Consider the following 22,995-nt stretch of genomic DNA (forward strand, 5'->3'; position numbering starts at 1 on the left):
CCGCATCAGACACAGTGAAGGGAGCCTTCACCCCACCCGCGAACACGCCACACTTTCCCTGCCCCTCAAGAGAGCCCGACTTGTCGCTCACGACTCACGGAGCTCCAGCGCGCAGCATTTCGCCGCGCCACCGGCCTTCAGCAGTTCGGACAGATCGACGCTGATCGGCTCGAAACCTGCCGCCCGCAGGCTCTCGGCGAGGTGGACGGCGGCTTGGGGGAGCAGCACGTGCTTGCCGTCGGAGACGGCGTTGAGACCGAAGACCTCGGCGTCGGCCCGGTCCGCCCGGATCGCGGTCGGGTACAGCTCGCGAAGCAGGGCTTGGCTGTCCGGCGAGAACGCGCCGGGGTAGTACATGATCTCTTCGTGGTCGAGTACCGCCAACGCCGTGTCCAGGTGGTAGAAGTACGGATCGACCAGGCGCAAGGTGACCACCGGCACGCCGAAATGGTCGGCGGCCTCGGCGTGCGCGCGCTCGTCGGTGCGAAAGCCCGTGCCTGCCAGGATCCGGGCGCCGGTGGGCAGCATGTCGCCTTCGCCCTCGTTGACGAACCGGGCGCGCCGGACCGGGTAGCCGTGCTCGGCGAACCAGGCCTGATAGGCCGGCGCCTCGCCGAACCGTTGCGGATGCCGGTACCGGGCGGCCAGCACCTGACCGCCGAGCACGGTGGCCGCGTTCGCGGCGAACACCATGTCGGGCAGGCCGGGCCGCGGCGGCACCACGTCGACCTGGTGGCCGAGCGCGATCAGCCGGGCGCGCAGCCGGTCCCACTGCAGGATCGCCAGTGGCGTGTCGGTCGGTTTGTCCGGCTCCATCCACGGGTTGATGGAGTAGCTGACCTCGAAATGGTCGGGCGGGCACATCAGGAACCGCCGGGGGCTGGCCACTCTCATCGGTCACGATCCAAGGTGACGGTGATCTTGTCCGCCAGTTCGGTCATCAGCTCGTAAGCGTCCTCTTTCGACGTCCCGGTGGTGCCGAGGAAGCCGAAGATGGTGTTGCCGTCGGGCGGCCTGAGGATGACGTCGCCGGGGCGGGCGGTGATCTGCAGCAGGAAGACCCGGTCCGATTCGCTGACCTCTGGCGGCACCTCGATGTGCTCGACCACGCCGCCGTCGCAGATCAGGCACATCGCCGTGATGTGCGTCCCGGTCGGCCAGTAGTGGCGGACGGGCGGCTTGACTCCTCGGCCGACGTCGACCACGGCACGGATCGGATCGTGGTCCGCGGTGAGCCGGGCGATGGTGTCCAGCCCGCCGCCGCCGACCCTGGCCGCGATCTCCAGCAGATGCGGTTTGCCGTCGTGATAACGCACTTCGGCGTGCATCGCGCTGCGCCGCAGTCCTTGTGCGCGGGCGGCCGCCTTGACCACGTGGTGCACCCTGGCCAGTTCTTCGGCGGGCAGGGAGGTCGGCGCGTGGTGCACGTCGTCGTCGAAACTCCGGCCCTCCGCGGTGATCCGGTCGACCACCGAACCGAGGTAGAGCTCGTCGTCCCAGGCGAGCGCCTCCATCAGGTACTCCGGTCCATCCAAAAAGGACTCCACGAGCAGCCCGATCGGACCGAGGTCGACGTCGTCGGCCTCGGCGTTGATCCAGAACATGTTCCGAAGTCCTTCGCTGGCCGTGGTGAAGTCACGGGCCAGCTCCTCCGGGCCGTCCACTCGGTACACCAGGTGGCTGCCGGCACCCAGGGTGGGTTTGAGGATGACCGGGTAGCCGAATTCGGTGGCCGCCGCGAGCGCGTCGTCCAGGTCGGTGACGAACCGGAAGGCGGGAATCGGCACCCCCGCCCGTTCGTACGCCTGGCGCATCAGCAGTTTGTTGCGGCTGTTGCGGGCGCCGTCGACGCCGATGCCCGGCAGGCCGAGGGCTTCGGCCACCGAGGCGACCGCGATCACCGCCGCCTCGGAAAAGGTGATCACCCCGTCGAAGTGCTCGGTGGCATGCCATTCTTCGGCGCAGGCGATCATCTCGTCGATCTTCTTCGAGCCGACCAGCCAGTAGTGGTCGGACGGCCAGAAGTCGGCCGTCCCCTCACCGTTCATCACGTACAGGTCGACGCCGAACGCCTGCACCTGCCGATAGCGGGAGTGGTAGTAGGTCAGGTACTGACGGGTCTCGATGGTCAGCAGTTTCATGGCTCGCCTCCTCGGGCAGCCGGGGGAGTCGGAACGCGGGAACGGAAGCGGGTGGTTCGGCGGTGAGGGACAGGTCGACTCCGTCCTTGCCCGCCGCCTCGGCCGCGTCGATCAGGATCGGGGCGGCGCCCGCGAGCAACGTGCGGGTCTCGAGCACCAGATCACCCGGGGTGATCGCGGAGCCGCCGGCGAGGCCGCGCAGCCGGTCAAGCTGGGTGAGCACCGTCTCGGCGGCCCGGTTCATGCTGTAGCCGGGCAAGTCGTAACAGCCGCGGAACCGTGCCAGCATGGCGGCGGCGCGCCGCTGTCCGGCGGGGGACACCGGCAGCGTGCCGGCGAGCCCGTGCAGCGCCGACGACATCGCCTCCGCCAGCGCGTTCCACGGCGCGCTGAGCCGCCGGTACCCGGTGTCGCGCAACCCTTCCCGGCTGAAGTCGGTGCGCGCCTGCTCCGGTGCGGTGTGCGCCAGATGGAACCGGACCAGGTCGCGCGGGACCTCGGCGAGCAGCTCGGCCGTCCGGATCAGATGGCCGCGGCTGGTGGAGAACTTCTCCCCGGCCAGGTTGTAGAACTCGTTGCAGACGTTGGCCGACGGTGTGACGTACCGGTCGCCGTGGGCCAACAGGAACACGAGATCCATCAGGCCCCAGTGGTAGACGTTGTCGTAACCGTGGAAGTAGACGACGTCGGCGTCGTGTTCGGCGCGCCAGTGCTCGTCCACCGGCACCGTGGTGTCGCCCGCCGACCACCAGGTGCTGTACATGACCGCGGGCATCGCCTCGATCCACGGGTACAGCATCTGGCCGGGTGTCTCCGGGAACGGCGCGGGAACGCCCCACCCGGCCGGGATCGTCACGGGGATCTCCGGCAGCGGCCCGGCCAGCAGCTCGCCGATCAGCTGCGCCGCGTGCGGGCGCCACCGTCCCGTCCGCGCGGCGTAGTAGGCGGTGAGCCGCTCCCGGTACTCCTCCATCGGCAGCACCAGGATCTCCGTGTCCCGGTAGGACACCGGGTCGTCCGGGTCCATTGTGGAGCGTGGATCGAGCAGTTCGTCGTAGTTGTTCGGGTGCCCGCAGGCCTCACACACCCCGCCGCTGCTGACGGCAAGGCAGACCGGACAGGTGCCGGTGACCAACCCGTCGAACAGGTACGTGCCGGACCGCGTCGCGACCGGCAGCCGCACCGTACGTTTCCGGAACCGGCCTGCCTCGTACAGGGCGGTGACGAAGTCGAGCACCGTGCGCCGGTACACCTCGTCGATCGGCGGGAGACCGGTCATCGAGATGCCCATCGCGGAAAGCGAACGCCCGATCGCCGCGGTCGAGTCCGCGCACAGCTCCCGCGGAGTGGTGCCCGATCGCCGGGCGGTGGACACCACGTAGCTCTGGCTGTCGTCGGTACAGGTCGTGTAGATCACCGAGGCGCCGGTGGCCCGCAGGTACCGGGCGTACACGTCGCCCGCCAGGTACGGCCCGGCCAGATGTCCGATGTGCAGGTCGCCGTTGGGCGTCGGGGTCGCGGCGACCACGATGGTCGTGGACATCTACACGCCGGCCTCGTCGCGGGTGGCGAATCGCCCGGCCATCTCCCTGTCCCACCAGACCGCGTACATCCGGAACTCCTCGGTGCCGGTGTTCACCACCTGGTGACGCGACCCCGGCGGGAAGTGCACGATGTCGCCCGCGGCGAACGGCTCCCGGCGTCCGTCGCAGACGATCTCCGCGGCCCCGGCCATGGCCACCCAGATCTCGTACTCGTGGTGGCTGTGCGCGCCGGACTCCGCGCCCGGCGCCACGACACACCAGGAGCCTTCGAACGGTGCGTTCAGCTCCGGCCACGGCAGCAGCCGGGTGGCGGCCAGCCCGTTGTCCGGCTTGAGGTTCGCGGGATCGAGCCTTCGGATCTCCATCATGGTCACTGCGCTCCTTGGGTGGCGGCGAGCGGGCGGGCGGCGGCTTCGGTGATGGCGGGCAAGCGCGGCGTCCGGCGCTCGGCGAGCAGGTCGGTGACGATCTCCGCCGCCCGCGCGGCCAGCACGCTGAGCAGGGAGTCGGCGATGCCGTGGGTGGCCTCGTTCACCCCCTGCAGGTGACAGGTCCCGCTGAACGACGGCGGCAGGCTCATCCGGTAGCTGCGGTTGACGGTGATCTCGTCGATCCCGACGGCGGAGGCCATGTCGTTGACGATCCGCGGCATCCGCTTGGTGAAACCGGTACCGAGCAGCACCACGTCACAGCGTTGCGTGGAGCGATGGCCGGATTTGCGGTCGACGAGGGTGAGCACGATCTCGCGGCCGTCCATCTCGGCCTCGGCCACGTCGACCATCGGGATCATCTCGATGCGTTCGGTCCCGGTGAGCCGTTCGATGTACATCTGCCGGTACAGGGTGTCGAGCATGTCCGTGGTGAGACCGGCGTAGTTGGTCCGGTGCATCTCGCGCAGCAGCTGCGCCCTGGCCTCCGGCAACGCCGAGTGGAATTCGTCCACAAAGGACGGGTAGAACAACTCGTTGGTGAACTTGCTGGTCTCGTAGGCGTTGAGGCCGATCGAGCGCATCACCATCGTGCACTGCGTGCCGGGGAACGTCTGGTGTGCCGTCCAGAGCATCTCGGCCGCGCTCTGCGCCCCGCCGACGACCACGATCCGGCGTGTCTGCTCGGGGTCGATCTCGCCGATCCGCGCCGCGAACTCGGTGCTGTGGATCATCAGCTCGCGCGGGATGGCCGCGAAAGTCTCCGGGATGTACGGGTCCCGCCCGGCCGCGACCACCAGGTGACGGCACACCACGGCACTGCCGTCGGCCATCTGGACCAGCCACTCGCCGGTCCCGTCCGCGATACCGAACGGCCGGACCGAAACACAGCGCCGTCCGTAGTCGATCCGCACGTTCGGCAGGGATCTCGCGACCCAGCCAAGATAGCCGGAGATCTCCATCCGGTACGGCGTGAAGCTGCCGAGGTTGATGAACTGGTCCAAGCGGCCGACGGAGTGCAGGTAGTTGACGAAACTGAAGGGGCTCCGCGGGTTGCGCTGGGTCACCAGGTCCTTGAGGAAGGAGACCTGGCTCTGCGTCCACGGGATCAACATGCCGCGCTGCCAGACCACGTCGTCCTGCTGCTCGACGATGAGCGTTTCCTTGGCGAGCTCGGACTTCGCGAGCTCCTCGACGGCGACGGCGAGCGCGAGGCCCGACGGGCCCGCTCCGATCGCCAGCAACTCTACTTCTTGAAATCGCACCGCAAATCCTCCCCGGCTATTCGCGCCGACCGGCGCCCGTGTTGGTCGTCGCGGCGACCGCGACGAGGTCGATCAGGGCCGTCACCGTGTGCGCGGCGTGGTAGCTGCGCAGATCGAGCGTTACCGACAGCCTGCTTTCCAGCTGGGAAAGGACTTCCAGCGACGAGAGGCTGTCCCAGCCGTGGGTGGCGAGCACCGGGCGGGCCCGCAGGTCGCCGTCCGGTTTGTTCAGCACTTCGCTCAGCGTGTTCAGCACGACGGACGCCGTGTCATCCAAGTCGGTCATCACTCGTCTCCGGGTAGGCGATCCAGGTGGGCAGGCAACTCGGCGCGGTGGCGGGCACCACGGTGTACAGGCCGTCCTCGTCGGACGGGGTGAAGCCGGCCTTCTCCCAGAAGCCGTCCGCCACCTTGTTGCGTCCGGTCGGCACGTAACGGCCGGCCAGTGCGGTGGCCCCGGCGTCGCGGGCCCGTCGCACGATCCAGTCCGTGATCGCGAACTCGATGCCCCGGCCGAACACCCGGCAGCTCAGCACCAGGTTCAGTACCCGCCAGACCTGTCCTCGGCACTCGATCCACGCGGCGCCGACGATCCCCTCGTCGCCGAACCGGTCCGAGACAGCGAACGAGGCGACGAGCCGGTCCGGATCGGCGCACATCGCGGTCGTGGCGCCTTCGTCGAACCGGTGCCCGGTCAGGTTGAACTGGTTGGTGCGAGCGGAAAGCTGGGCGACCCGGCCCACCTCGAAGGTGGTGACCGGATGTGCGGTCACCCGCGTCCGCAACGCCTGCAGGTAGTCCTCCGACGAGGCGAATCCGGTGGAGAAGTCGGTGCGCAGGGCGCGCGAGCGGTACAGCGCCGGACGCTTCAGGTCGGTGCCGGTGAGTTCCGGCACGTCGAACCAGCCGGGCCGCAGCAGGGCGCGGACCAGGTGGGCCGGGTCGCCGTCGGCAGCCACCAGCGCGACGTCGGGCAGTTCGGCGGCCACGTGCCCGCGTTCGAACGGGGAGTCGTCCATGAAGACGAACGCGTTCGCGGCCAGGTTGAGCGTCTCGGCGGCTTGCCGCAGGTTCTCCGCCTTCGCCGACCAGTTCACCGCGCGGACCGCGAAGTCCTGAGGGCGCAGCAGCATTTCCGGATGACCGATCAGCACCTCGTCGACCGCGCCGGCGTCGTTCTTGCTGGCCAGTACGAGGACGACCCCCTGTTCGCGCAGCCGTCGCACGGCCCGCTGCAGGTCCTGGTAGCAGTTCCCCGGGTACAACCCGCCGAGTTGCAGCCCGGCCTCGCCCGCTTCGCCGAGTACGCCACCCCACAGCGTGTTGTCCAGATCGACCGCGAGCACCTTGCGGGACAGGCCTGACCTGGCCGCGACCACCCTGGCGACCTGCCGCGCCAGCGCGAGCAGCGCGCCGTCGGTGTACGGCAGGTCCGCGTACCGGTGCAGTCGCTCGTCCCTGGCCGCGACCGCGAGGTCGGCGAGTTCACCGGCCAGGTCCACCACTGTGATCCGACCGTCGTCCTCCGCCAGGCCGAGAAGGTCCGCGTTGAGCCGGTGCCAGGCCCGGCCGATCGCGGCCCGTGCCCGCCAGCTGATCACCGAATCCCGCAGTTCGGCGGGCATCGGCACGGTGTGCAGCACGAACGCGCCCGGTGTGCGCCGCAGGCAGGCGAGGATCAGTCCTCGCAGCTCCGCGAACCGGGCCGCCAGGTGTTCGGTCAGGCCCGCCGTGTCGACGGCGCTCCAGTCACGGGGCACGAAGTACCGCTCGTCCAGCAGACAGGTGACGACGTCGGGGGAGCCGTCGATCTCGCCCGCGGCCAGTGACAGCTCGAACGTGCCGTAGTCACCGAGAAGAAGGGTGGGCCGGGTGCCGGTGGAGACCAGTGCGGCGCGCAGCAGATGCTCGAACGGGCCGATCGTGCCGGTGGCCAGCACGGCCACCCGGACCGGTCGCAGGTCCGGCCCGGCCGGCGGGAGATCGGCGAGGACGCGGCCCGCCCGGCGGACCGTCGCCGGATCCTCGACCTCCCCGAGCCGCTGTCGCACGCCCGGTGAAGGCGTCGAGTGCGTGGCCATCGCGGCGCGCAGGCTGCCGAGCAATTCCGTGAAATCGTTCATCGACCCCTGCCTAGACTCGGAAAATCGTGCAATACCAGCGCATACCGATGGAGATTCCGGCCAGCGCGACGAGATCCCCCGAATTCAGTTCGCCGCGGTCGAGGTACGTCCCTAGCGCGACCAACTGATCCGCCGCTCCCATATGGCCGTGGTCGCTCGCCAGCTCGTGGTTCGTCCTGGCCAGTGGGAAATCGATCAGACCTGCGACATCGGCGATGCCGTCCGGGTCATTGATGTAGATGAACCGGGCGAGATCTTCGCGCCGTACAGCTGCCCGGCGGCAGGCCCGCTCGACCACTTCGACGACTCGCGCGTTGAGCTGTTCACTGAACTTCTGGAGCTGCCGGGGGTCTTTCCGGAAATGGGCCTGCACGCGTTCGGTCCCGCTCGGCGCGGTCGCACTCGACCAGCCGGGTGGTGGTATCGGTGCGACGCTGCCACCGATATCGGTGCGGAACCAGTCGCAGAAGTCGGAATCCGTGAACTGCTCCGTGGCGAGCCAGGTGGCGCGGTCGTGGCCTCGGCGCAGCACCACGGCGACCGCGCCGTCGCTGTGCACGGCGTTGTTGACGTTCATCCGGTTGCGATGGAACTCGCTGACCCGGTTGACGGCGGTGAACAGCACCGTGTCGAGCTCCGGCTGCAACGCCAGCTGCCCGGCGACGGCGCCGAGTCCGGTCACCCCGCAGGCACAGCCCTCGGTCAGCAGCATCGTCTGCCGCTCCCGGATCTTCAGCTCCCTGGCGAGCGCGGCGGACGAATCCCAATACGGGTACTCCGCCAGTTCGGAATTGGCCAGCACCACCAGATCGACATCCGCGGGGTCCATCGCGATCCTGGCCAGCGCGGCACGGGACGCCTCCGCCGCCAGCGCGGTCGAGGTCACCCCGTCCGCGGCACGGTGGAAGGTCCGATAACCCCAGCGGACGACACGTTCCGGGTCCGCGACATAAGTGCCGGCGACGTGTTCGACGTCCTGGTCTTCACCGAAGGCGTAACCGAAGCCGGCGATACCGAATTCGGCGAGCGGTGCTGCCATTTCTTCTCCTCTTGCCGAATCCGGTCGGCGACAGTTCTTCCGCGTGAATCATGAGCCGATGTCGATGGCGATCTAATTCGAATCGATCGGGCGCCGTCCGCTTTCGGCGATGACGGCCACTCGTCGAGGTCCGGTCCGAGGGAATTCGAGAACAGTTCTCGGCCCCCATGGCGTGATGCGTCGGAATACTGCCGCACACTTCGCCCTTCGACAACCGCTCGTCGTTCAACTGAGTTCCGATGCTCGGTTGAACACGTTGTCGTATTCACGGGCGGGCTACGACTTCTGTGAGCCGAGTCGCTGTTCCAGTTGGTGCGCGAACTCGATCCACTCGTTGGCGCACCGGCGAGCCAGCGCGGCGAGGACGTACACGCTGTGCGGGGGGACCGTGTCGACCAGTTCACGCCACTCCTCCTCGGCGATCACCCGGTGGACGAGCCAGCGCAGCGTCCGGGTACCGGTCTGGGCGAAGCGCAGGGACGGATCGCGCTCGAGGTTCCGAAGGACCGCGTTGCGCTCCGTCGTCGAGAGACGTTCGGTGTGGTCGTGAGCGGGCTGGCTGGTCTCGCGGCGTTCGGTGTGGCCGTCCCGGACGGCGCGTGGCCGGCGCGGTGGCACCGGGTCCTCGCCACGCTGGATCCGCTCGCGCACGTCACGAACGGTGGCCGGGGCGATACCCGCCGCGCGTGCGATCGAGCGCAGTGACGCGTCCGGAAAGGCCGCGATCAGCCGGCTCGCGACGCGACGTCCGTCGGTGCTGTCCAGCGGGCGGACCTTCCCGTCGCGGCCGAGTCGTGCCGTTCCTTGCGGAAGCCCGTCGATCCGGCCGCGGACCGTGGCGACGGTGCGGGGTCCGAGTCCGGCGGCCGCGGCGATGGCGCGATCGGACCAGTCGGGGTGGGAGATGACGATGCGGGCGACCGCGGCCTCGCGGTCCGCGTAGGACAACGGCAGGCCGTGCGCGACGTTGGCCTTGACCGCCAGTACGAACGCGTCTTCCTCACTGCCGTCGAAGAAGACCACGTCGATGGTGTTCTGGCCGCGCAGGCGGGCCGCGCCGAGCCGGTGCATCCCGTCGATGATCCGCATGGTCGAGCGGTGGACCAGGATCGGCGGCAGCGCGCGATCCGGCTCGGCCAGCACCCGGATGTGCTCGGCGTCCTCACCGATCAACCGCGGCGAGTCCGCCGGTCTCAACGCGGCCAACGGAACGGCGCTGGTGACCTGGTCCGCCTTCGGATACCCGGTCAACGGTTCGTCCGGTTCTTTCGAATCAGCCGAATACCCCTGGCTGGCGCCGTGGTCAGCTTGCCCGGTCAATGGGCACCCCCGTCGGGTTGTGGATGGCAAACCTGCGACTTACCCTGAATGAGTCCTGGCGCCCGCCCCGATTACCGACTATCCACTCTTCACTGTTTTCGGGCGTCCTCGCCTCAGACCTGAATTACGATTTATGCGGCAGCACGAGGATGCAAAACCGTCGCCGACCGCGTCCCCCATTAAAATGTCCCCATTGAACCAGGCGTCGTTCAACTCATGAACTGCGTCATCACTGTTGCCCTCCCCGTCTCCTGGTCAGAGGGTAGGTCGTCGATCGACCACTAACTAGGTGTTCAAGCGAGTTCCAGTGCGCCAAGGGGCCGCAGACGGAACCATCGGGCGGTCCGCGCTGCCCGTTCAACTGCTTCACAGGACGCGGTTGAGCGTCGAATACGCTATTCGGCGGCTTGGAAGATTGTCCGACCGGCGGCCGCCTGAGCTGTTCGGAGGCGGCGATACAGCTATTTGGAGGGTCGTGGAAATGCCCAGTCTCACGCAGGCCGAAGCGCAGGGGCGCGGCGCATTGCTGCGGGTACGTTCGTATCGGGTCGATCTCGATCTGACACTGGGGGACGAGATATTCCGATCGACGACGAGAATCGTTTTCGACGCGCGGTCCGGAGCTGACGGCACATTCCTCGACGTGCGCCCCCGCGCGCTGCGCTCGGCGACCCTCAACGGGCGTGAACTGGACGTCGGCGCGCTCGAGGACGGACGGCTCACGCTCACCGGCCTCACCGGCCTCACCGGCGAGAACGAGATCGTCGTGGTCGCCGACATGGCCTACTCACGGGAGTGCGAAGGCCTGCATCGGTACACCGATCCCGCGGACGGCCGGGTCTACCTGTACGCCTTCGTGTTCATCGACAACGCGCCCCGGATCTTCGCCTGCTTCGACCAGCCGGATCTCAAGGCGCCGTTCACCTTCACCGTCACCGTTCCCGACGACGACTGGCAGGTGCTCGGCAACGCGCCGGCGACCAGGCTCGGCGCGGGACGCTGGCGACTCGCCGAGACCGCGCCACTGGCGACCTACCTCACCACGCTGGCGGTCGGTCCGTACGAGTCCTTCCACGTCGAGCACGACGGAGTGCCGCTGGGCCTGCACTGCCGGGCCTCGTTGGCCGACGGGCTCAAGGACGACATCGACGAGGTCTTCGAGATCACCGGGCAATGCCTCGACGAGTACGGGCGGATGTTCGGTGTGCCTTATCCGTTCGGCAAGTTCGACCAGGTCTTCGTCCCGGAGTTCAGCGTGCTCTCGCTCGACCACCCCGGTTGCGTGCTGCTGCGCGAGCTGTACCTGTTCGGCTCCGCCGTGCCGGCGAGCGAACGGGAGACCAGGGCCGTGGTCATCGCGCACGGCCTGTCCCTGATGTGGCTCGCCGGACTGGTCACCAACACCTGGTGGGACGACCTCTGGCTCGGTCAGGCCTTCGCCGACTACATGGCCCACCGGGTCACCAGCGACGTGACGAGGTTCTCCGGGCCGTTGACCACGTTCGCCGTGCGGCGCAAGGCCCAGGCCTACGTCGCCGACCAGCGGCCGTCGACCCATCCGGTGAGCCTCGCCGGGCCGGACGTGCGGACGGTGTTGCTCGAACTGGACCGGATCTCCTATTTCAAGGGCTCTTCGGTGCTGCGGCAGCTGGCCGCCCGCGTCGGCACCCCGGCCCTGCGCGAGGGCCTGCGCGTCTACTTCACCCGCCACGCGTACGGCACGGCGACGTTCTCCGACTTCCTCGCCGCGCTGAGCGAGGCCACCGGAACCGATCTGACCGAATGGGCCCGGTTGTGGTTCTCCACCTGCGATGTCAGCACGGTCACCCCGGAGATCACGGTGACCGACGGGGTGATCACGGCGGCCGCCGTGCGCCAGGACGTCCCGGCCGGCCACCCGGTGCCGCGGCCGCACACACTGGATGTGGGCTGCTACGGCGACGAGTCCACGACGGTGCGGGTCGCGATAGACGGCCCACGGACCGAGCTGCCGCAGCTGGTCGGCCGTCCGGCGCCGAAGTTCGTGCTGCTCAACGATGGCGACCTGACCTACGCGAAGATCCGCTTCGACGACCTTTCCCGCGCCGCGCTGCCCGAGTTCCTTCCCCGGTTGTCCCCGGTCAACCGCGCCATGGTGTGGTGCGCGCTGCTCCTGGCGGTGCAGGACGGCGCCTACCCGGCCGCAGACCACCTCGACCTGGTGACCGGGATGCTCGCCGTGGAGCCGGAACCGTCCATCGTCGTCGAGGTGCTCGAACAGGCCCGCGTCGACGTCGCCGACCGCTTTCTTCACCCGGCGCTGCGGCCCGCCGCACTCGCCGCCATCGCCGGCGCGATTCGCGACCGCATGGCCGAGGTCTCGCCATCCGACGAGATCTGGCTGTGTCTGTGCCGGGGGCTCATCGAGTTCAGCGCCGACACCGTCGAGCTTCGCGGCTGGTTGGACGGTACCCGGCTGCCCGCCGGGCTCGTGCTCGACGCGGATCTGGCCTGGCGGACCAGATACCGGCTTGCCGTGCTCGGCGGGCTTTCCGAGGACGAGATCGCCGCGGCGCACCGGGCGGATCCCAGCACCCGGGGCGAGCAGTTCGCGGCGAAATGCCGTGCGGCCAGACCGGATCCGGCGGCCAAGAGCGCGGCATGGGAGGCGATCACCGGCGACACCGAGGTTTCGAGCTACGGCCTTTGGGCCCTGGCCGAGGGATTCTGGCAACCGGAGCAGGCAGAGCTGACCGCGGAGTACGTCCCGCGGTTCTTCGCCGAGATGCCGGCGGCCGCCAGGCTGCATGGTGACCTCGTGCTGGACGTGCTCGTGCGGTTCCTTTACCCGCGTTACGCCGCCTCGCCCGAGACCCTGCGGCTGGCCGATGAGCTGCTGGTCCGTGCCGACGTCGAGCTGCCGCTTCGCAGACGGGTCGCGGACTTCACCGACGACCTGCGCCGTGCGGTGGCCGCCCGGTCCGACGCCTCCGATTGAGTCGCCGTGCGCGTGGGAATCGCCGGTGGCGGCGTCGCGGGCACGATGCTCGCCTGGCGGCTACTGCGGTCGGTGCCGCGGATCGCGGTCGACCTGTACACCACCCGAACGGCCGACGGCGACGCGACCAGTGTGTCCGGCGGCCTGGTCCGCGGTTTCGAGCGGACCGCGCCGGAGTGCCTGCTGGCCGCGCGCAGTCTCGCGGAACTGCGCGAAGACCCCGCGTTGCGGACGGCGTCGGACTACCAGGAGTTCGGAGCGGTGTACCTGCTGCCCGCCGGAGCCGACGTGACCGAGCCGCTCCGGGTGCTCGAAGAGGTGCTGCCCGGCTCGGCGACCTTGCTCACCGGCCCCGAGCTGGCAGGCCGGTATCCGTTCCGCGGCCTGCCCACCGGGGTGACCGCGGTCGTCGAACGGCACGCGGGCTACCTGTCGCCCGCCGGATTGCGGTCCGCCGTGCTGGGCTGGCTCACCGACCGCGGCGCGACCGTCCGGCGGCTCCCGGTGACCACCGTGGGTCCGGGTCCGACCCTGCGGCTGGCCGACGGCACGACCGCGGGATACGACGCGGTCGTGCTCGCCGCCGGCCCGTGGACGCCCGCCTTGCTGGCGGCGAGCGGGCTGCCCACTGGCGGGATGCGCGTCAAACAGATCCAGTACACCGTGTACGAGGGTCGGCCCGCCCGGCTGGGCGCGTTCGTCCGGGAGGACACCGGGATGTGGGGCCGCCCGGCGGGTGACGCGGGGTTCCTGCTCGGCCTGCCGAGCGACCGCTGGGACGTCGACCCCTCCTGTCCGCGGCCGGACACCGCGCTCGCCGAGCGGGTCGCGGACGAGGCCCGCCGCCTGCTGGGCCATCCACCGGCCGCTCACGGTCCACATCGGACCACCGCGTCGTCCGACTGCTACCACGACCCGCCGGGCCTCGAACTACGCGAGGCAGGCCCAGGGGTGTTCACCTTCACCGGCGGGTCGGGCGGCGCCGCCAAGATCGTGGTCGCGGCGAGCCGGGTGGCGGCGGCCGCCTTGGTGCGATGACCGGGCTCCACAGACGTGGCGCGAGGCGAGCCCACGGGCTGGCGGGGGAGGGATGTTGCGAAAGCCACTTTCGCAACGTTCAAGGTTGCGAAAGTGGCTTTCGCAACGGCGGTGGAGGCGGTCATGGGCGGCGATTCGAGTTTCCTGAGGGGTTGTGGCGGACAGTGGTGTTCGTGAGGGCCTCCTTCCCTACTTTCAGGGTAGGGAAGGAGGCCCTCACGGACTTTCGGCGGGAAGGTGCCGAGCCCGCGAGTACTGGACCAGCTCCAGCAGCAGTCCGGCGGGCCTCGCCAGGTACGTGAAGGCGACCAGCATCCCCGGCCGGGCACCGGCGCAGGGCTCGCGGTCGACCATCGTGAACCCGGCTTCGCGCAGCCGGTTCAGCTCCGGCTCGAGGTCGTCCACCTCGATGGCGATGTGATGCAGTCCGGGCCCGAAGCGGGTGAGGTGGCCGTCGAGCGCCGAGCCGGGGCCTGCCGGGGAGACCAGTTCGATCAGAGGTTGCCCCTCTCGCCCCGTCGGCTGCCAGAACTCGCACGCCACGCGATATCCGGCGGCGATTCCACTGTCCAGTTTGGACATTCCGAGCGCGGTCATGGCGGGGCCGAGTGCCGAGGGTTCTTCGGTCACGAGTCCGATGTGGTCGATTCCGAGCAGCATGGGCCGAGCGTAACGCCGCGGCGTTCGATTTCACGCGCGGTTGACCGGCTCCTTTTCCGTCGGTCGCGCCGTACGATCCGATTCATGACGACCAAGGACCCAAAGGAAGCCGAATTGAGGACGGCCGTCGAACGGGAAATGCCCCGTGCGCGTGCCGATCTGGAAAATCTGGTCCGCATTCCCGGTATCGCCTTTCCCGAATTCGATCACGCACAGGTGGACCGTTCCGCGGAGGCGGTGGCGGCCTTGGTGCGCGGCTGCGGGCTGGACACCGAGATCGTCCGTGCCGGTGGCCGTCCGGCCGTCATCGGCCGCAGGCCCGCGCCGCCCGGCGCGCCGACCGTGCTGCTGTACGCGCACCACGACGTCCAGCCACCGGGGGACGAAGCGTTGTGGGACAGCGACCCGTTCGAGCCGGTGGAGCGCGACGGCCGGCTTTACGGACGCGGCGCGGCGGACGACAAGGCCGGGCTGATGGCGCATGTCGTGGCGTTGCGGGCACTCGGTGACGCTCTGCCGGTCGGGGTGGTGGTGTTCGTCGAGGGCGAGGAGGAGTACGGCTCGGCTTCGCTCTCCGACCTGCTCCGGCTGCACCACGACAAGCTGCGCTCCGACCTGATCGTGATCACCGATTCGGCCAACTGGGACATCGGCGTTCCCGCGCTGACCACCTCGTTACGCGGAATCGTCAACTGTGTGGCCGAGGTGCGCACCCTGCACGCCGCCGTCCACAGTGGAATGTTCGGGGGAGCGGTCCCGGACGCGTTGACCGCGCTCGTCCGGCTGCTGGCAACGCTGCACGACGAAGCGGGCGACGTCGCCGTGGAAGGGCTTGAGACCGGCCGCGAGTCCACACTGGAGCTTTCGGCCGATCGGGTGCGCGCCGAGGCGGGGATGGTCGACGGCGTCCGGTTCACCGGCACCGGTTCGATGGCGGACCGGTTGTGGACCAAGCCGTCGCTGTCGGTTCTCGGTATCGACGCGCCGTCGGTTCTCGAGTCGGGCAATGCGCTGGCTCCGGTGGCGCGGGCGAAGATCAGCGCCCGGCTGGCCCCGGGTGACGACCCGGTCAAGGCCTTCGCCGCACTCCGTGACCACCTCGAGGCCTACTGTCCTTGGGGTGCCGCGATCTCGGTCGACCTGGACGGTGGTGGCGCACCGTGCGTCATCGACACCACCGGGCCGCACTACGAAACAGCCCGGTCCGCTATCCGCGCCGCATGGGACGGGATCGCGCCGGTGGAGATCGGAGTCGGCGGCTCGATCCCGGCCGTTTCGACGTTCCAGGCGGAGTTCCCGGACGCCGAGATCGTAGTGACCGGCGTCGAGGATCCGCATACCCGGGCACACGGCCCGAACGAGAGCCTGCACCTCGGCGAGTTCACCCGGGTCTGCCTCGCCGAGGCGCTCCTGCTGAACGGGGCGGCCCGCCCTATCGGATGAGGCGGCCGAGTTCGGCCGGATCCGCCGCGAAGACCGAGGTGTCATAGTCCTCGATCATCGCGGTGACCGGGCCGTCGTACTCCGCCAGCCATTCGTCCGTGGCGTAGACCGACTGGGATCGCTCGACCCGTTCCTGCTCGGAAGAAAAGGCGCGCAGCAGGAAATAGCCGTTTTCGTTGTTCAGTGACGGGCCGTGCGCCAGGACCGTGATACCCAGCCGCCGCATCAACGGAATGGTGCCCTCGCGGCTTATGCGATCGAATTCCTCTCGGCTGCCCGGCTTTACCTTGAACAGTCGAATCTCCAGCAACCATGGTTTAGCGTTATCCATCCTGCACCTCACCTTCGGTATTCGCCGAAGGGTGAGTAGAGCACCGGAGAATGGTGGACGTCAATTAACGGCGAATCGAACGCGTCACCGGTCAGGTTCCGGTTCCTCGGCCCGCTCGAATTCTTCGACGGCGGGCAGTGGGTCTCGATCGGTGCCCCGAAGCAACGGGCCCTGCTGGCCGTCCTGCTGATCAACGCCAACCGCGCGGTGTCGGCGGATCAGCTCATGGCGGAGCTGTGGGGCGAGCGGCCGCCGCCGAGTGCCGCCGGCCTGCTGGCCGGGTACGTCTGGCGGTTGCGCAACGGCCTCGGCGATCCGGGAGGGCGGATGCTGAGCACCAGGGCACCCGGTTATCGGCTCGTGCTTCCGGCAGGCGCGACCGATGTCGACGAATACGAGGGGCTGGTCGTGGCGGGCCGGAAGAGCCTTGCCGAGGGCGACCTGTCCTCGGCGGTCGCGGCGCTGACCGAAGGGCTCGGGATGTGGCGCGGGACGCCGATGGCGGACGTGGCGATGGTCCCCTCCGTCCTCGCCGAGTCCGCGCGGCTCGAGGAGGCGCGCGTGGCGGTGGTCGAGGCGCGGATCGAGGCCGAGATCGGGCTCGGCGGGCACGAGGCGCTGCTGCCCGAACTGAAGCTGATGGTCTCGCAGTTCCCGCTGCGCGAGCGGCTGCACGCACATCTGATGGTCGCGCTCTACCGGTCCGGGCAGCAGGCGGAAGCCCTTGGCGCGTACCGGGATCTGCGCAGGCTGCTGGTCGACGAACTCGGTGTCGAGCCGAGCAAACCGTTGCGGGAACTGCAGGGCCGGATTCTGCGGGACGACCCGCTGCTGCTGGAGGCGCCGCGTCGCACCACGCCGGCGACCGCGGTCCCGCGGCTCGCCGTGCCGCGCACTCTGCCTCCCGACGTGCCCGCCTTCATCGGCCGGGAACGCGAGCTGTCGTGGATCACCGCCCGGCTGACCGGCGGAGAGCAGCACTGCGCCGTGCACGGCATGGCGGGCGTCGGCAAGACCGCCTTGGCGGTACACGCCGCCCATCGGGTGGCCAGGTCCTTTCCGGACGGTCAGGTGCATCTAAATCTCGGGGCGTCCGCGACACACGGCCCGACGCCGCCGGTCGACGCGATCGGACGGCTGCTCGCGGCGCTGGGCGTACCGGTCGCGGACATCCCACCGGACGAGGAGGGAGCCGCCGCACTGCTGCGCTCTGCCTTGGCCGACCGTCGGGTGATCATCGTGCTCGACGATGTCGCCGACTCCGAACAGATCCGGCGATTGCTGCCCGCCGCGCCGGGCTGCGCGGTGATCCTGACGAGCCGTCCGGCCTCCACCGCGGTGGACGGATCGGGCCTGCTACGACTCGGCAGGCTCCCGACGACGGCCGCGACGGCACTGATCCGCCGCTACGCCGGGGCTCCCCGGGTGGACACCGACCTCGCCGCCACCGTCCGGCTCGCCGAACTCTGCGACCATTTGCCGCTCGCTCTGCGCATCGCCGCCACCAGGCTCGCGCGGCGTCCGGAATGGACGGTCGGCGAGTTCGCCGCGCGGCTGGCCGATCCGGTGCGCCGGCTGGACGCGCTGACCTGCGACGGGCTCAGCGTCCGTGACGGCTTGCGGGCAGGTGTCCGGTTGCTGAGCCGCGTCGCCGATCCGTTCGCGACGTGCGCCCTCGGCCAGCTCGGAGTGCTGGACCTGCCGGTCGTCTCGACGGCTGCCCTCGCGGCCGCGCTCGACCTCCCCGTCGCCTTGGCCGAATCGGCGGCGGAACGGCTGGTCGACGCCGGGCTCATCGAGACGGTGCGGATGGACCGGTACCGGGTTCCGGGGCTGGTGCGGCTGTTCGCCACCGACGAGTACGTCACAGCCGACGAGGAGCGCACGTCGACGCACCGCATCGTCGGGTACTACGAGGGCGCGGTGCGTGACCAGCTTTCCCGGCTCGCGGCGAACCGCGGCGCCGGGCTCGCGTGGTATCGCGAGGAATGCCTGACGTTGCGCGCGCTCGCCGCCCGTGCGCCGGGCACCGAGCTGCCAAGGCTGGTCAATCGGCTGTCCTCCGCGTTGCGGTGACGATCAGCGCAGCATCGACCGGTCGGTGGGGGTCAGCATCAGCCGTTCGACGGAGTCCGGCAGGCGGGGTTGCACGTCGTCACGCCACTCGGGGAGTCCGGCCAGCCGCTCGGTGTGCTCGGCGTAGGCGTCCTGCCCGGAGAACGAGGCGAGTACGACGAGGACGTGCTCGCCCGCGCGGACCGGCAGCCCCTTGAAGTCGTTCTCCGCGTATTCCGTCCGCAGCAAGGCAAGCGGAGTCGCTCCGGCCTTCGCCAGCAGCGGAAGGACGGTTTCGTCGAAGAACCGGACGTCCTGCTCCTCCGGTGGCGACGGCAGGTGGTAGATCGTGGCCGTGACCAACGACGAGGCGGGCGCGTCCCGCATCGCGGGGTCGAGGCCTGCCAGCGCTCCCTGCCGGACCGGCCGCAGCAGCAGGACGTCGTCCGAGTCGATCATGGTGGCGTTGGCCGCCGCCGCGTTCGCCTTCCACGCCGGACCGGTGTAGAAGCTCGTCAGGGCCTGAAGCCTGGCCGGCATTCCGGGGAAGCTTCGCAGCCACACGAAATGATCCGGGCGGTCGAGATCCCGGAACTGCCCCAGGACGCGCATCCCGGTGGCTTCCTGGGTCTCGACGAACTCCCGGTCGAACAGCTCGATCAGCACCTCGCGCTGTCCCGGGTGAAGCGTGTACTGCCGTAGCTCGACAACGTCCGTCACGCGAAGAACCCTAAGGCATCCGACAGGTCAAGTCTCCATCAGTTTGTCGAGGGTGATGGGGAGGTCGCGGACGCGGCGCCCGGTGGCGTGGTGGACGGCGTTGCCGATGGCGGCGGCGATACCGACGGTGCCCAGCTCGCCGATCCCGCGAACGCCGAGTGGGTTGAAGACGGTGTCGGGGTGGCTGAGGAAGCGAACGTCGATCGGTGGGACGTCGGTGCTCACCGGAAGGGCGTAGTCGGCGAGGTTCGCGTTGGCGATGCGGCCGGTGTCCGGTTCGACGTGCGTGTTCTCCAGGAGGGCCTGGCCGATGCCGAAGATCACGCCGCCGGTGATCTGGCCGCGCGCGGTCTTCTCGTTGACGATGGCACCGGCGTCGATGACCGTCGTCACGCGGCGCAGACGGGGTTCTCCGGTCCACCGGTTGACCGCGATTTCGCAGAAGTGCGCGCCGAACGAGGTGAAGGCGAACCGCTCGCGCTCTGGCCCCAGCGCCGTGGTCTCCGTCGCGTCGATCCCGGCGAGATTGACGACGCCGAGCAGGGTGCCGAACGCGATTCGCCGCCTGGGCCCCACGACGTCACCGCGTTCGTAGCGGACCTGGTCCCGGCTCAGACCGTGGAAGGGGGAGCGTTCGTGTGTCACGGCGAGTTCGAGAAGCGCGCGCGTCGCGGCCAGGGCCGCCGCGTGGACGGCCGGCGCGGAGCTCGCCGTACCCGCGGAGGCGAACGCGCCGGGGTTGTCGGCCAGCGCGGAATCGCCGAGAGCGGAACGGACGCGGCCCACCGGGATGCCGAGCGCGTCGGCACCGACCATCGCCAGCACCGTCCACATCCCGGTGCCCAGATCTGACGTCGCGGTGGACACCGCCGCGGTGCCGTCGGCCTGGAGCCGGACCTTTCCCGTGGTGCGGTACCGCGAGGCCGGATAGGCCGCGGTCGCCATCCCGGTGCCGACCAGCCATTCGCCGTCGACGACCGACCTGGGCACCGCGGCACGCCGGGACCAGCCGAACGCCTCGGCGCCGACGCGGTAGCACTCGTCGAGATGCTTGCCGGACCAAGGCACGCCACGTCCCGGGTAGGTGGTGGCGTAGTTGCGCATGCGTAACTCGACCGGGTCGAGGCCGAGCCGTACCGCCAGTTCGTCCATGGCGGTTTCCAGCGCGAACGAGCCGGCTTCCGGCCCGGGTGCCCGCATCGGTGTCTGGGGCGGGACATCCAGCGTCACCAGGCGTTGTCCGACATGGATGTTGGGGGAGGCGTAGAAGTACCGCGACGTGGTGTGCGGCGCCGCCTCGTAGAGGAAACCGTCGCCGCCGCTCGACAGACTGGCGTAGGCGTCGTGCTTGACGGCGGCGAGGCGCCCGCCGCGGTCGGCGCCGAGGGAGACCGTCTGGGACATCGCCGAGCGGTGGCCGGTGACGCCGAAGGTCTGCTCCCTGGTGAGCACGATCCGCACCGGGCGGCCGAGTGCCTTGGCCGCGGCCGCGGCGAGCACGGGGTGCCCCCAGGTGAGGATCTTGTTGCCGAATCCGCCGCCGACGTGCGGACTGAGCAGGTGTACCCGGGAAGGATCCACGCCGATCGTGGCCGCGATCGTCCCGGCGAACAGCTGCGGAGCCTGTGCTCCGCTGTAAAGGGTGAGGTAGCCGTCGCGCCACACCGCGATGGCGGCGTGCGGCTCCATCGCGCTGTGGTACTCGATCGGCTGGGTGTAGGTGGCGGTGACGACCACCGGGCTCGCGCCGAGGGCTTCGTCGATGGACGCGACGCCGTCGGCGAGGAGGTCGAGCTGCGCCGGTTCGCCGTTGACGTCGTCCGGCTGGGTGGCGCCGGGCATCCCGTCTCGCAACGACGTCCGTGCCGGGACGGCGGCGTAGTCGACGCGGACCAGGGCGGCGGCGTCGCGGGCTTGCTCGAAGGTTTCGGCGACGACCAGCCCGATGATCTGCCCGTGGTGGCGAACCTGGTCGTCCCGCAACGGAAGCCAGTTGTAGCCGATGCCGGATTCGGCACCGCCGAACAGGGGCAGCGGGTTCGCGTGACTGTAGACGGCGAGCACACCAGGGGAGCGAAGCGCGGCGGTCGCGTCGAAGGCACGGATCGTGCCGCGTCCCACCGTGCTGAGCAGCAGGTAGCCGTTGACGAGGCCATCGACCGGGTAATCGGCGGAGTACCGGGCGGCCCCGGTGACCTTGAGCCGTCCTTCGACACGGGAGAGTGAGGTCATGTCCGGTCCGCCAGCTTCATCAGGGCACGGATGATGGTGCGTCGCAGCAGCGGCACCTTGAACCCGTTGTGGGCCAACGGCCGGGCTCCTTCGGTGGCCAGCGCGGCGGCCTTCTCGACGACGTCGAGCCGCAGTGGCTTGCCGCGCAAGGCGTCCTCCACCGCGGCCAAGCGCCATGGCCGGGTGCCGACCCCGCCCGCCGCGAGCCGCACGTCACGTACGACACCGCCGCGGACCAGCACCGCCGCCGCTGCCGAGGCGAGCGCGAACTCGTAGGAGGACCTGTCCCGCACTTTCACGTAGGTCGACCGGTTCGCCCAGCCGAGCAGGGGCACCGTCACCTCGGTCACCAGTTCACCTGGTCGTAGGTCGTTCTCGAGGTGCGGGGTGGTGCCCGGCAGCCGGTAGAACTCGGCGAGCCGGACGTCTCGGGAACCGTCCCGGCCGGTCAGCCGCACCGAGGCGTCCAGCGCCACGAGGGCCACCGCGAGATCGCTCGGATGGGTGGAAACACAGGAGTCACTGGTCCCCAGGACGGCGTGCGCTCGGTTGGCGCCCTTGATCGCCGGGCAACCGGTGCCGGGCGTCCGCTTGTTGCACGGCGTCGAGGTGTCGCGGAAGTAGCCGCATCTGCTGCGTTGCAACATATTCCCGCCGATGCTGGCCATATTCCGCAGCTGCGGCGACGCTCCGGCGAGCAGCGCCTCGGAGAGCATCGGATACCGCGAAGTCACCACCGGATGCGTGGCCACGTCGCTCATCCGCTCCAAGGCCGCGATGTGCAGGCGATGCCGATCCGTCCACACACCGGTCAGCGGCAAGCGGTTGATGTCCACCACCCGGCTCGGCGTCAGCACTTCGAGCTTCATCAGGTCCACCAGCGTCGTGCCGCCCGCCAGGTAGGCCGAGTCCGTCGCGGCGGCGCGGTCGAGCGCCTCGGCCACGCTGTGCGTGATCGCGAAGTCGTACGGCCGCATCAGTCCGCCGCTCCCGCGGCCCGGACCGCGTCGACGATGCCGTCGTACGCGCCGCAGCGACAGATGTTGCCGGACATGAGCTCCCGAACCTGCTCGGCCGAGCGAGGACGCCCTTCCCGGAGCACGGCGACCGCCGACATGATCTGGCCGGAAGTGCAGAAGCCGCACTGGAAACCGTCGTGATCGAGGAACGCCTGCTGCACGGGATGCAGTTCGCCGCCCCGCGCCAGCCCCTCGATGGTGGTGACCCGCTTTCCGGTCACGGAGCCCGCCAAGGTCAGACAGGACAGCACCCGCCGTCCATCGACGTGCACTGTGCACGCTCCGCACTGACCGCGGTCGCAACCCTTCTTCGTGCCGGTCAGCCGCAATTCGTCACGCACCGCGTCGAGCAACGTCACCCGTGGATCCAGCCGCAGCCGCTCCACGCGCTCGTTGACCCGCAACTCCACGTCGACGAGGCCGCTTCCCCCGGCGTCCGCCGCCTCAGGATCGGCGAGCTGCCCGCCGACCGCCAGCACCGCCGACGCCGTCGCGGTCCGCCCCAGAAAGCCGCGACGGGAGATTCTGCCCTCGTTCGAGTCGTCCATGCTCTGATCGGTCTGCACTGAACCTCCAGTAACCTCTCGGCGGCCGAGTCTCACGGATCTCGTCCGGTTCCGATATCGCTCAGCTGAACAGCGGCCTCAGGTAGAGTTCGCG

General features: G+C 69.5%; 19 protein-coding genes. 4 read left to right on the top strand and 15 right to left on the bottom strand.

All coding sequences use genetic code 11. The features are described from left to right. Window positions 1-87: 87 nt before the first annotated feature. The 9 genes from ddaH to ACLJO0_RS16205 all read right to left on the bottom strand — a co-directional run bounded on the left by ddaH (window position 88) and on the right by ACLJO0_RS16205 (window position 9,860). Window positions 88-894 (bottom strand): dimethylargininase, encoded by an 807-nt coding sequence (gene ddaH, locus ACLJO0_RS16165; protein ID WP_410579340.1) that lies wholly within the window; start codon window positions 892-894, stop codon window positions 88-90. Continuing rightward, window positions 891-2,141, bottom strand: coding sequence for an ATP-grasp domain-containing protein (locus ACLJO0_RS16170; protein WP_410579341.1), 1,251 nt, complete (start codon window positions 2,139-2,141; stop codon window positions 891-893). The genes ddaH and ACLJO0_RS16170 overlap by 4 nt, the downstream gene beginning before the upstream one ends. Next, window positions 2,038-3,684: a class I tRNA ligase family protein gene (locus ACLJO0_RS16175; RefSeq protein ID WP_410579342.1), complete on the bottom strand. Its 1,647-nt coding sequence runs from the start codon at window positions 3,682-3,684 to the stop codon at window positions 2,038-2,040. Before ACLJO0_RS16175 ends, ACLJO0_RS16170 begins: the two co-directional genes overlap by 104 nt. Beyond that, window positions 3,685-4,053: a cupin domain-containing protein gene (locus ACLJO0_RS16180; RefSeq protein ID WP_410579343.1), complete on the bottom strand. Its 369-nt coding sequence runs from the start codon at window positions 4,051-4,053 to the stop codon at window positions 3,685-3,687. 2 nt (window positions 4,054-4,055) lie between these two features. Beyond that, window positions 4,056-5,378, bottom strand: a complete 1,323-nt coding sequence (locus ACLJO0_RS16185; protein WP_410579344.1) for a lysine N(6)-hydroxylase/L-ornithine N(5)-oxygenase family protein — start codon at window positions 5,376-5,378, stop codon at window positions 4,056-4,058. Window positions 5,379-5,394: 16 nt separating this feature from the next. Continuing rightward, window positions 5,395-5,664, bottom strand: coding sequence for an acyl carrier protein (locus tag ACLJO0_RS16190; protein WP_410579345.1), 270 nt, complete (start codon window positions 5,662-5,664; stop codon window positions 5,395-5,397). Further along, complete coding sequence (locus ACLJO0_RS16195) at window positions 5,648-7,501, bottom strand: HAD-IIIC family phosphatase (RefSeq protein WP_410579346.1); 1,854 nt, start codon at window positions 7,499-7,501, stop codon at window positions 5,648-5,650. The genes ACLJO0_RS16190 and ACLJO0_RS16195 overlap by 17 nt, the downstream gene beginning before the upstream one ends. A gap of 10 nt (window positions 7,502-7,511) precedes the next feature. Further along, window positions 7,512-8,540, bottom strand: a complete 1,029-nt coding sequence (locus ACLJO0_RS16200) for a 3-oxoacyl-[acyl-carrier-protein] synthase III C-terminal domain-containing protein (RefSeq protein ID WP_410579347.1) — start codon at window positions 8,538-8,540, stop codon at window positions 7,512-7,514. Between the two features lie 276 nt (window positions 8,541-8,816). Continuing rightward, the gene (locus ACLJO0_RS16205) at window positions 8,817-9,860 is read right to left on the bottom strand and encodes a ParB/RepB/Spo0J family partition protein (protein WP_410579348.1); all 1,044 of its coding nucleotides are present in this window, start codon (window positions 9,858-9,860) and stop codon (window positions 8,817-8,819) included. 481 nt (window positions 9,861-10,341) lie between these two features. On the opposite strand from ACLJO0_RS16205, the gene pepN reads away from it, so the two are divergent. Both pepN and ACLJO0_RS16215 read left to right on the top strand, forming a co-directional pair. Beyond that, entirely contained in the window at window positions 10,342-12,837 is a 2,496-nt protein-coding gene (gene pepN, locus ACLJO0_RS16210; RefSeq protein ID WP_410579349.1) for an aminopeptidase N, read from the top strand. Between the two features lie 6 nt (window positions 12,838-12,843). Continuing rightward, window positions 12,844-13,875, top strand: a complete 1,032-nt coding sequence (locus ACLJO0_RS16215; protein ID WP_410579350.1) for an FAD-dependent oxidoreductase — start codon at window positions 12,844-12,846, stop codon at window positions 13,873-13,875. A gap of 216 nt (window positions 13,876-14,091) precedes the next feature. Here the strand turns inward: ACLJO0_RS16215 and ACLJO0_RS16220 are convergent, their stop codons facing one another. Further along, entirely contained in the window at window positions 14,092-14,535 is a 444-nt protein-coding gene (locus ACLJO0_RS16220) for a VOC family protein (protein ID WP_410579351.1), read from the bottom strand. A gap of 84 nt (window positions 14,536-14,619) precedes the next feature. On the opposite strand from ACLJO0_RS16220, the gene ACLJO0_RS16225 reads away from it, so the two are divergent. Next, on the top strand, window positions 14,620-15,978 hold the full coding sequence (locus ACLJO0_RS16225; protein WP_410579352.1) for a dipeptidase: 1,359 nt from the start codon (window positions 14,620-14,622) through the stop codon (window positions 15,976-15,978). Here ACLJO0_RS16225 and ACLJO0_RS16230 read toward each other — a convergent pair. Further along, a complete protein-coding gene (locus ACLJO0_RS16230; RefSeq protein ID WP_125795766.1) occupies window positions 15,968-16,309 on the bottom strand; it encodes an NIPSNAP family protein in 342 nt (113 codons plus the stop codon). The two genes, ACLJO0_RS16225 and ACLJO0_RS16230, sit on opposite strands and share 11 nt — an antisense overlap. Window positions 16,310-16,456: 147 nt before the next feature. Between ACLJO0_RS16230 and ACLJO0_RS16235 the strand changes: the two genes are divergently transcribed. Continuing rightward, window positions 16,457-18,385 (top strand): BTAD domain-containing putative transcriptional regulator, encoded by a 1,929-nt coding sequence (locus ACLJO0_RS16235; RefSeq protein WP_410579876.1) that lies wholly within the window; start codon window positions 16,457-16,459, stop codon window positions 18,383-18,385. Between the two features lie 3 nt (window positions 18,386-18,388). Here ACLJO0_RS16235 and ACLJO0_RS16240 read toward each other — a convergent pair whose 3' ends face one another. From ACLJO0_RS16240 to ACLJO0_RS16255, 4 genes are read right to left on the bottom strand one after another with little or no spacing between them, the layout of a single operon-like run. Continuing rightward, window positions 18,389-19,084, bottom strand: a complete 696-nt coding sequence (locus ACLJO0_RS16240; RefSeq protein WP_410579353.1) for an NIPSNAP family protein — start codon at window positions 19,082-19,084, stop codon at window positions 18,389-18,391. A 27-nt stretch (window positions 19,085-19,111) separates the two neighbouring features. After that, window positions 19,112-21,316, bottom strand: coding sequence for a xanthine dehydrogenase family protein molybdopterin-binding subunit (locus ACLJO0_RS16245; protein ID WP_410579354.1), 2,205 nt, complete (start codon window positions 21,314-21,316; stop codon window positions 19,112-19,114). Beyond that, on the bottom strand, window positions 21,313-22,293 hold the full coding sequence (locus tag ACLJO0_RS16250) for an FAD binding domain-containing protein (protein ID WP_410579355.1): 981 nt from the start codon (window positions 22,291-22,293) through the stop codon (window positions 21,313-21,315). The genes ACLJO0_RS16245 and ACLJO0_RS16250 overlap by 4 nt, the downstream gene beginning before the upstream one ends. Next, window positions 22,293-22,883, bottom strand: a complete 591-nt coding sequence (locus ACLJO0_RS16255; protein ID WP_410579877.1) for a 2Fe-2S iron-sulfur cluster-binding protein — start codon at window positions 22,881-22,883, stop codon at window positions 22,293-22,295. Before ACLJO0_RS16255 ends, ACLJO0_RS16250 begins: the two co-directional genes overlap by 1 nt. Window positions 22,884-22,995: the final 112 nt, after the last annotated feature.

Origin of the sequence: Amycolatopsis sp. lyj-108, from assembly GCF_046549005.1 — a bacterium.
GTDB lineage: Bacteria > Actinomycetota > Actinomycetes > Mycobacteriales > Pseudonocardiaceae > Amycolatopsis.

Bases quoted from the DNA above. Each gene is read 5' to 3' on its own strand.
- ddaH (WP_410579340.1), bottom strand. From the start codon at position 894: ATGAGAGTGGCCAGCCCCCGGCGGTTCCTGATGTGCCCGCCCGACCAT.
- ACLJO0_RS16170 (WP_410579341.1), bottom strand. From the start codon at position 2,141: ATGAAACTGCTGACCATCGAGACCCGTCAGTACCTGACCTACTACCAC.
- ACLJO0_RS16175 (WP_410579342.1), bottom strand. From the start codon at position 3,684: ATGTCCACGACCATCGTGGTCGCCGCGACCCCGACGCCCAACGGCGAC.
- ACLJO0_RS16180 (WP_410579343.1), bottom strand. From the start codon at position 4,053: ATGATGGAGATCCGAAGGCTCGATCCCGCGAACCTCAAGCCGGACAAC.
- ACLJO0_RS16190 (WP_410579345.1), bottom strand. From the start codon at position 5,664: ATGACCGACTTGGATGACACGGCGTCCGTCGTGCTGAACACGCTGAGC.
- ACLJO0_RS16195 (WP_410579346.1), bottom strand. From the start codon at position 7,501: ATGAACGATTTCACGGAATTGCTCGGCAGCCTGCGCGCCGCGATGGCC.
- ACLJO0_RS16200 (WP_410579347.1), bottom strand. From the start codon at position 8,540: ATGGCAGCACCGCTCGCCGAATTCGGTATCGCCGGCTTCGGTTACGCC.
- pepN (WP_410579349.1), top strand. From the start codon at position 10,342: ATGCCCAGTCTCACGCAGGCCGAAGCGCAGGGGCGCGGCGCATTGCTG.
- ACLJO0_RS16220 (WP_410579351.1), bottom strand. From the start codon at position 14,535: ATGCTGCTCGGAATCGACCACATCGGACTCGTGACCGAAGAACCCTCG.
- ACLJO0_RS16225 (WP_410579352.1), top strand. From the start codon at position 14,620: ATGACGACCAAGGACCCAAAGGAAGCCGAATTGAGGACGGCCGTCGAA.
- ACLJO0_RS16230 (WP_125795766.1), bottom strand. From the start codon at position 16,309: ATGGATAACGCTAAACCATGGTTGCTGGAGATTCGACTGTTCAAGGTA.
- ACLJO0_RS16245 (WP_410579354.1), bottom strand. From the start codon at position 21,316: ATGACCTCACTCTCCCGTGTCGAAGGACGGCTCAAGGTCACCGGGGCC.
- ACLJO0_RS16250 (WP_410579355.1), bottom strand. From the start codon at position 22,293: ATGCGGCCGTACGACTTCGCGATCACGCACAGCGTGGCCGAGGCGCTC.
- ACLJO0_RS16255 (WP_410579877.1), bottom strand. From the start codon at position 22,883: ATGGACGACTCGAACGAGGGCAGAATCTCCCGTCGCGGCTTTCTGGGG.